Origin of the sequence: Arthrobacter sp. TB 26 (assembly GCF_000427315.1) — a bacterium.
GTDB lineage: Bacteria > Actinomycetota > Actinomycetes > Actinomycetales > Micrococcaceae > Arthrobacter.
The window spans coordinates 1-8,724 of the sequence record NZ_AUPJ01000453.1 but is presented as its reverse complement, the minus strand read 5'-3'; the positions used below and the strand labels follow the sequence as shown (position 1 = coordinate 8,724).

The 8,724-nt window shown below is 59.4% G+C and carries 6 protein-coding genes; 2 read left to right on the top strand and 4 right to left on the bottom strand.

What is annotated here, in order from left to right:
- Positions 1–1,248 (top strand): heparinase II/III domain-containing protein (locus K789_RS0117475; protein ID WP_157835695.1); only part of this gene is annotated, 1,248 nt, incomplete at its 5' end.
- 39 nt (positions 1,249–1,287) lie between these two features.
- Here K789_RS0117475 and K789_RS0117470 read toward each other — a convergent pair.
- The 4 genes from K789_RS0117470 to K789_RS0117450 all read right to left on the bottom strand — a co-directional run bounded on the left by K789_RS0117470 (position 1,288) and on the right by K789_RS0117450 (position 8,083).
- Positions 1,288–2,922, bottom strand: a complete 1,635-nt coding sequence (locus K789_RS0117470) for a DUF6270 domain-containing protein (RefSeq protein WP_128081662.1) — start codon at positions 2,920–2,922, stop codon at positions 1,288–1,290.
- A gap of 189 nt (positions 2,923–3,111) precedes the next feature.
- On the bottom strand, positions 3,112–5,793 hold the full coding sequence (locus K789_RS0117465; protein ID WP_024367892.1) for a heparinase II/III domain-containing protein: 2,682 nt from the start codon (positions 5,791–5,793) through the stop codon (positions 3,112–3,114).
- A gap of 79 nt (positions 5,794–5,872) precedes the next feature.
- On the bottom strand, positions 5,873–7,015 hold the full coding sequence (gene wecB / locus K789_RS0117460) for a non-hydrolyzing UDP-N-acetylglucosamine 2-epimerase (RefSeq protein WP_024367891.1): 1,143 nt from the start codon (positions 7,013–7,015) through the stop codon (positions 5,873–5,875).
- Between the two features lie 480 nt (positions 7,016–7,495).
- Positions 7,496–8,083, bottom strand: a complete 588-nt coding sequence (locus tag K789_RS0117450) for a YdcF family protein (protein ID WP_024367889.1) — start codon at positions 8,081–8,083, stop codon at positions 7,496–7,498.
- Positions 8,084–8,252: 169 nt separating this feature from the next.
- Here K789_RS0117450 and K789_RS0117445 point away from each other — a divergent pair.
- Positions 8,253–8,724, top strand: a 472-nt coding sequence (locus K789_RS0117445) for a thiamine-phosphate kinase (RefSeq protein ID WP_024367888.1), incomplete at its 3' end; no start/stop codon positions are given.

Sequence of the window (8,724 nt, the reverse complement as noted above, 5' to 3'; positions counted from 1 at the left end):
TCGTCTGCGGTGGACTGGGTGAAGTTGGCGGGGTTGGAGGAGACGGTGCTGGTGCGGTGGCTGGGGCCGCAGACGTGTCTTTATGAGGATCGGGATTCGTTTGTGACGACGCCGACGAATATGGCGTCGATTCATAACGCGGCGAATTTTGTGGCGGGGGCGGTGTTTTTGAAGCGGTGGCCGGAGCAGGCGGCGGCGTTGGCTCAGGTGTCGTTGAAGTCCATCCAGCCTGCGCTGCAGATGATCACTGCCGACGGCGGGACCCAGGAGGGGCCGGGGTACTGGAATTACCAGAGCAGGGCTGTGGCGGTGTTGTATTCGACGCTGGCCAATGCGTATCGAAGTGTTCCGGTGGCGATGCCGTCACTGGCGAAGGTTTCGGGGTATGCGTTGAACAGCACCAGCCCGGACGGGCTGCCCACCCCGTTTGGGGATGCGCTCCCGCAGGAGTTGAGTGCGCTGATGCCGGCGTGGGACGCGCGGGTGCGGGGTGATGCGGGGGTCGCGGCGTGGGTGGCTGGACGGTTCGCGCAGAAACCGGACGCGTATCTGATGTGGTGGCGGATTGCGCCGGGTGCTTTGCCTGCGAAGCTGACCTCGGTGTATCCGCAGACCGGGTTTGCGGCATTGCACGTGCCCGGGAGCACGGCGACGTTGAAGGGCGGGTCGAACGTCTTGACCCACGCGCACCTGGACCTGGGCACGGTGTCGTTCTTCCGCAGGGGGATTCAGTGGGCGGTGGATCCGGGCATGATGCCGAGCAGTACCTCGGGGTACTACTCGGCGCTGCAGCGTTACACCTACTGGAAGCCGGGGACCTCGGCGCACTCCACGCTCACGATCCCGGGGGTGAACCAACCTGTCACGGCATCTGCGGCGATCAAAGCAGTGTCGACAATCGCGGCGTCGGTGGATTTGCGGCAGGCTCTGCCGGGTACCAGTACCGCGACGAGGACCGTGACCCACGGTAGTACGAGCATGGTCATCAAGGACGTCATCCGGGCTGCCACTGCCAAAGACTTGACCTGGCAGTGGGTTACCGATGCGAGTGTGAGTATCGGGACGAACCGGGCGGTGTTGCGGCGTGACGGGCAGGCGATCACGATCGTTTTCAGCGGAGTCCCGGCCGGATCCGCCCTTACCGCGGTCCCGGCACCGGATACCGGCCCTGACGGCAAGGCCTTGACCATCCTCAAACTCACCATGCCCCAGATCACCGCACTTGATCTCACCGCAACCGCCTACTAGACGCCACGGCGTCGACCTGACCTTCCTCGCAAGCGAATCCTACGCTTTTCCGCTCGCGGCGTGGGTTGGCGGAGAATCGACAACGTCCAGATTCGCCGTCATATGGCTAACGGCCAGTTCCGCAGAGGCCCCGGGGGCTAGGGCCAGTGATGATCCCCAGTTGGCTAAGGCAAGATCCACAAAAGGGTTCAGAACTCTTCTATACGGCATGTTGTGCCCACTGGCGAAGTGTTCGACGATCAGTCGAAAATTGCCGTCGTCGGAAACTCCTGACTCTGGGAGCATGCCAAAAGCGGCGGCGAAAGGCCGCAAATGATTCTCCACATGATGTTCATCATCGTCATTCTGGACGTAAATGATTTGGCTGTTAGGCCTCGGATCAGTCGTGTACCGAGACACCATATCTGTTCGGCCCCGTAGGGTCACAAATTCGTTGAGGGACGCAAACTCGGGAAACAAGTGATCTGCATATTGCCGCACCGATTTGTTCCAGTACTTTCGGATCTTGGTTTGTGGATTGAATGCAAGAGCTCTACTTCCCGGCGAGAGTGAAGCTAAAGCCAGTGAAGCAAAACCTCCCCCTGAGCCGCCAAGAAAGAGAATCTTTTCGACGCCGAGTTGGTTGGCCGTTCGCTTCACCAGATCCGCATAGCGGCGGGTAAGGTCGTCTCGCGCGTTGCCCGTGAACCATGCAAGTTCGAGTCCGCCGAACTGCTCAAGTGCTGTATCCGAAAGGAACATGAGGTTTTCAGTCCGGCCTTCAAGGCTTGCGAGCCATTCAAACCTCGGGAGGGAGTACTTGGCCCGCAGCAAGGCGCCGTGACTGACGACCAACAGCGTGTCGGAGTCAGCAGTTTGCACCAAGCAACGGAGAGGGAATGTGTGTGCTCCAGATACGTGAGAGACGATGTGATGGGTTCGGCCCACACGTCCCCCGTCGAACTGTTCGATGGCAGTCCACCGCGCGGTCTCGGCGCGATGGCGTTCGTCCCAATTCAGACTGCTCTTCATGAGCCTTCCGACGCCGGAGTCGATGAGGGCCGCGCTGAGGGTGGCCGTCACAGCGTGGTAAACCTTGTCGTGAAAATTGAAAGGGGCGAGACCCCACCTGTGGTCGCTGGATGCGAAGGTCTGGGCCTGATGGACAACCTGGACGCCCCCCTGGCGGAGATAGTCGACATAACGGCCGAACACCACATTTGCGTCAGCGGGAGCCAGCCCATAGGGCAATTCGGCATTCTTGCCATTTTCGTCGAACTGAGCCCAAGGAACATCCAAAACGAATGTGATCGGCAGTATCTCAAGTTTAGTAAGGACTATTAAAAACCGGTCCACTGCGTCGGTCCATATTTCAAAATGCTCGTCACTTCCAAAGGCGATGAATTGGGACTTCACGGCTCCCAAGCCCACGTGTTTCACTCGCGCTGGGGTCCGAGTTAGATAAGAGCCATCTTCAATCTGGTCTACGCCGAAACGCTCGTCGAACAAATCCATGAGCACAAAATCGATACTCCGGGCATGGAGCGCCAAATCGTCCGGCAGTGAGCCGCGTAAATCAGCGTCGAGTTGCCGTGCTTCAGCGGGGCGCAGGTTTGTCTGCGGCGTAATGAAGGCTCCGCTGGGTCCATTCATGGCACTGATGAGTGATTGACGGGCGACAAGGACCGATGGCACCAGCGTAGTGTCGGAATAGTCCGTCACAATAGCTGAAGCAGGCCCTCCACCGTAGACAAATACATTTAGTGGGCGCATCTGTGAGTGGCTCAGTTCGTCAGAAGGTGGTGATGCTAGGTAGATCGGTTATTGATTCTATGTGTCCGTCGCGTAGGCACCGCCGCTGGGAATGGTGCATGGTTAGCACCCTCAGCTAACGAGTGCCCATTTGGTTGTGAAAGCATTCACGGACCCGTCCTCAGCGACTCGGTAAAACGCTCTCACTCTGTACCTGCCAGCCGCTAGCCCAGCCCATGTTGCCGACGTCCGGGGACTGTAGGGCAACTTAGCAATCATTTCGGAATCTCGGTATAGGCGAAAAGCGATCTCACAGCCTTGTCGAGCAAGGACGCTGACTGAAAGAGTCCCTTCGCCGGCATTGAGATCGGCATAATCATACGCCAGATGATCTTGCCCTTGACCGGCGATTATCTGCTCCACACCTTGGGACAAGAAGCGTCGGTAGACGACGCCGATCTCGGAGTGCGGTAGCCCTGGAAGCACCGAAAGATTGATGGTCTTGTTTTGAGACTTGGCATACTCGTGAAGGGGCAGGACATGGTGTCGATAGTGGTGGTCTTGTTCACCAACAACTATAGACAGGTTCGTATTCTCGGATAGCCTATCGACAGCCCTGAAGACGACTTGGTCCAATGACTGAACGGCCTCGCTCGAAGTGGAGCCAGTCATAAATTGGAGAATATTTGGATGCGGCCCTTGAAGGAAGCTCCCGACACGCACCTGGGGGGCTCCTACGAGTATCTCTCCAGCCTCAGCCGCTGCGCCGTGAATGATCGCTGCGGTACCGCCCTTCGAGGAACCGGCGGTGACAAGGTCCCTGGCTTCTAGGCCGAGCCGTTCAAGTTCACGCTTTATAAGGGCCTGTACCGCGTCAAAAATGGATCTGTCGCCATGGTCCGCAAAGTAGTATGCGCCCTGGTCGCCATGGTCGTCCAGAATGTATAGAGCATTGACTCCGGTGGGATCCAGTGAATTTTTGTAATTGAACGTGAAATCGCCGGGGTTATGGATTGCCGTGAAAACCACTACAAGCTTCTTGGTCCCGGGCCCGGAGGTCGCAGGCACAGCCAGATAGTTCAGGTTCCGACCAACTTGGGAGCGCCGCCACCCTGCGGCCTGATCGGCTAGGCCACGGTCTTGATAGGTAAAGTCATCCAGCCTAATCCGGGTCTTTATTGTGGCGCTGTTTCCCTCAAAACGGATGCGGACAGTGGGGGCTGCCAAAGCTTGACCGAAACGCGGGAAGCGCCACCCCAGGTAGCGGGGTTTGGTCTCACCGCGATGCAGGGAGACCGTCGTTGCCACGTCCGCCTCGAAGTAGAGGTCCATGACCTTCTTTCCGGCATGGAAAAGTTCGAAACCTTGACCATGGATAACCGGCTCGACTTCGGGACCCAGGTTCCACAACATGTCATAGGTGTGGGTGCCCGTGCTTTCTACGGTGTCCACGATGTCGATGCGGGGAACTTCCGCTTGTTCGCTGATCTCAACTTCGCGGTTGTGGACCGTATCCTTCAACCGCCCGGTTCGCCCTGTTACGTGAAATCCGTCTGCTCGGGTTTCATGTTGCTCCAGGGTTGTCAGATGGCTGAAGTCGTCTGTTCGGGGCAGAGACCTTCCGTCAACGATTACGCAGTTGTGCGCGAAAGAGGAGTACGCGTACTTTGTCAGCGGATCTTTGTAGTCATAGCCGTAGGGTCCAGCTTCGCTCAGCAAGTCCAAGCCTTTACTACGCAGGAAGAAGCTGAGATCGTCGGAGTGCTTGTGGTAGTTCGCGTTGTAGGCTGCGGAAAAAAAGGCGAACGTGGCATTGGGGTCCGTCCACGAACTCCGGTAAATGGCGTAGCCCGAGTCCGGCAGTACCAAGGTCCTCTGAGCTGGCTCCGTGCCTGACGTGCCTGCCGAAGCGGCGAATACGAAGTCTTGTCTACCAAAGATGTTCTGCCTCGCCGCTGGCGCTTCGGATTGCTGGGCTGTGTCACTTATGGGCGGATACATGCCGTTGGGCATCATGGCGTGGGTTGCGTAATCCGCGGCCCGGTCAAGCAGCCTGCGATAGGGTTCAGCGTGCTCATGCTCCACCGCCGAAAGTATCTCAAGTACCCCATGAACTTGTTTGGACACCATGAGGTGATAGGTGGGGGTGTTTTCCACATGGACACCGTCGGTTGTGAAGGCCGTCGAGAAATATGAGTACAAACGCGTCGTGGCTGTGGAGAAGAACGATTCACGCTCCTCGTCGTCAGCGACCTCACACATGACCGCGTAATAAAGCAACGCCAAGTCCTGGAACATTCCATGGTTATTCCCCCCCGAATGAAAATCGGGTGAGGCGAGGAGCCTGGCAGTGTCCAGGGCTTGAGCGGACAGCCACTCGAAGTCCTCCTGGGTGACCAATCCCTCCAACCGCGTCAACAGGCAGGTCAGCTGAATCAGCCGCTGGGCGGTGGTTTCATCATGGTGTGAGACCGCCGGAAGCAACGTTGCATCACCGTAGATACTGGCCCATTGGCGTACTACCCTGACAGCTGCGTCGGCGAAGGTTGAAGCAACGGCCGGGTCGGTGAGGACGGTGGAGTGCCAATCGCCGAAGAAGATCAATCCGTGAACGAACCGGGCGCGGGTTCGTTGCGTCTCATCCGCCCAGATTTCCCCTTTGTCATAGCGGAGGTCTCCAAACGCTGAACTGACGATGATGTCTTCATTAAGGAATCGCTCAGCACGCTCCCGTCCCGCCGGATTGCCGGAGATAGGGAGTTGGCGCCTGACGGCGTCCTTCATAAGCTGGAAGTTGATCGACTGTTCCGTCAAACCCGTAAGTCCTTAAACTGAATCTCCACTGCCTTCAAGACCCCTAAGATCTGGCAATCGGAGCGGCGGCTGGATTGTTTCACAGACCAAACTCAGCGATTCGGTCTCCGAGCTTTAGCAGGTGTGCCACTGCGGCCACGGTTCGTTCGGAGGCCTTTCCGTCCCCGTAGGGATTCACGGCGTTGGCCATCGAATCGAAGTGATCCTGATCATGGAGGAGCCGGTTCACTTCCTTCACGATACGTTCTTCGTCGGTTCCGATCAGGGTCACGGTTCCGGCGTCGACAGCCTCAGGACGTTCGGTGTTGTCGCGCATAACAAGAACAGGCTTGCCTAGGCTTGGGGCCTCCTCCTGCACTCCGCCGGAATCCGTCAGGACAATATGGGCCATCGCGAGCATGCGCGTGAACTCGCCATAAGCCAGCGGCTCCGTAACAATAACGTTCGGCTTGCCTTCGAGGGCAGGCAGGACCGCCTCGCGGACGACAGGGTTCTTGTGCGCCGGCAAGACGATTACCATTTCAGGTTCATCGTCTGCAATTCTCGCCAAGGCTCTGCCCACGCCCCGCATGGCGTCTCCTTGGTTCTCTCGCCGGTGGGTGGTCACTAGTAGGATCTTCCGGCCGCTCGCCGCGAGTTCTTCGAGTTGGGGATCTGTGAAGGCAATTTGCTTGCCCACCGTTGTCAGCAGGGCGTCGATGACCGAGTTGCCAGTGACCACGATGTCGCCGGCATTGATGCCCTCGGCGAGCAGGTTTGCCCGGCTGACACTGGTGGGGGCAAGGTGCAGGCTCGCAATTTGGCTGGTGATTTTGCGGTTGGCCTCCTCCGGGAACGGAGAAAAGAGATCGCCGCTTCGAAGTCCGGCTTCGACGTGAACAACAGGGATCCCGTGATAAAACGCAGCGATGGCTCCCGCAGTGGACGTCGTCGTGTCCCCTTGCACGATCACGGCATCAGGCTTCTTCTCTGCGAAGAGCTTGTCCAGACCGTCAATGGTCCGGGTCATGATGGCGGAGAGTGACTGCCGCTGCTGCAGGATGTTAAGGTCGTGGTCCGGCACGATGCCAAACAGCTCATTCACCTGGTCCAACATCTCGCGGTGCTGGCCAGTGACAGTTACGACACAATCAAAAAGCTCAGATTCGTTCAGGGCGGCAACGATCGGGGCCATCTTGATGGCCTCAGGTCGAGTACCGAAGATCGGCATGATGCTGGGCATGGGTTTTCCCCCGAAAATTGTGGATGACGTCGGCATCGATGCTACGGGAACGCGTGATTAATTGCTGAATCGACGCTGGACACCCCGCTCTTTTGGGCCGCAGGTATCGTGGATCGCGCACCTTGATTCCAGCTCAACCCGCAAGAATCAAGGCGAATAAGAGTGCGGGAATGCTGATCGAGACTAATATCACTGCCAACAAAGCAACGACCCGCTTGCGACCATAGGGTTGAATCCACCCAGACGCCATCCCGGCCTTCCGCTTGGGAATCCGGGAGTCGGTTGACTCCATAGGAATCGGCTCCACATCCGGGACCAGCAACGTGTCCGGAATCTCCTCGTGGAAGGTGCGGCGCCGCAGGTGTCGCGGGGCGGCAACCAGCGGGGGAGCATCGTCGGCAGTATCACCCAACAGCCGGTCCTCCTCGCCTCGTTACCTCGTCAGTAGGCTGAGAGACTCAACCTGATCGTCTTCAATTCTTACATTCCCGTCCGCTGAACGGCGCATTCCGGCCGCAGGGAAACATCAATCAGGCCGCCGGTCTCGATCACAAACCGCCGCAGCCACTGCCCCAGGCTCAGTTTGGGGTGCGCGTTCACCATCTGGACGTCCGCCGTCGTACATTGCTCCATCAGCCGCTGCGCCCTGGCGACGTGATAACTGGACGTCACCACCGTGATGGACTTCCAGCCGTTCGCCTCGGCAATCCTGCCGATCGCACGCGCCTCGCCGCGGGTGTCGTACTCGTCGGGGCGGAAGCACAGGAGCTGGGCGCTGGGAAAGGCGGACGAGTTGCAGGCGGCGTCGGCCGCAGTATTGCCGGGAGTGTCGGTGTGGGACAGCACCAGGACGGGGATGCCGTAGTCCCGTTGCATCTGCTGCGCGACCGGCAGCCGTTCAGCCGCCGCGCCGCCCAGCATGATGACGGCATCAGTCCGGCGGACGCTCAAGGGATCCACGTTCACAAAGAGTTGAAACGCGAAGACCAGCCAGAGTAGTGCGGCCCCGGAAATCCACGCAAGTACCCGAGCGCCGACGGGATGCAAGGCGGGCAGCGGCAGGGGCATGCGTATGAGTCTCGCATGCGGCCGGCGCCACGAGGAAAACGATCACCCGCGAGTGCGACCCGCAACGCGCCGCTGTCACCCCTCGCGATAGCGTAGGGCTGTGCAAGAACACGAGACTGTCCCACATCCAACGCCGTCCACAGCGACCCCGCCCCAAGCGCCCCTAACCGTGGCGGAGCTCTCCGAATCCCAGCTCCTGGAACGTATCTTCCCGCGACTGCACTACGGCCAGGAACACAACCCGTCCCTGATCCTTGGGCCGGGCGACGACGCCGCGATAGTGGCCGCGCCGGACGGCCGGACAGTCCTCAGCATCGACACCCAGGTGGTGGACCAGGACTTCCGCCTGGAGTGGAACAACGGCTACCGGACCACCGGCTACGACGTCGGCTGGAAGGCCGCCGCGCAAAACCTCAGCGACATTAACGCCATGGGCGCCCGCGCCACCTCCCTCGTCGTCAGCCTCACCATGCCCCCGGAAACCCGCGTCGCCTGGGTCGAGGACTTCGCCGACGGAATCAGTGCCGGTATCAGGGAACTGGGCGCCCCGGACTGCGCCGTGGCCGGGGGAGACCTGGGCCGGGGACGCGAACTCGCGGTCAGCGTTGCGATCCTGGGCACCCTCGACGGCAAGGCGGCCG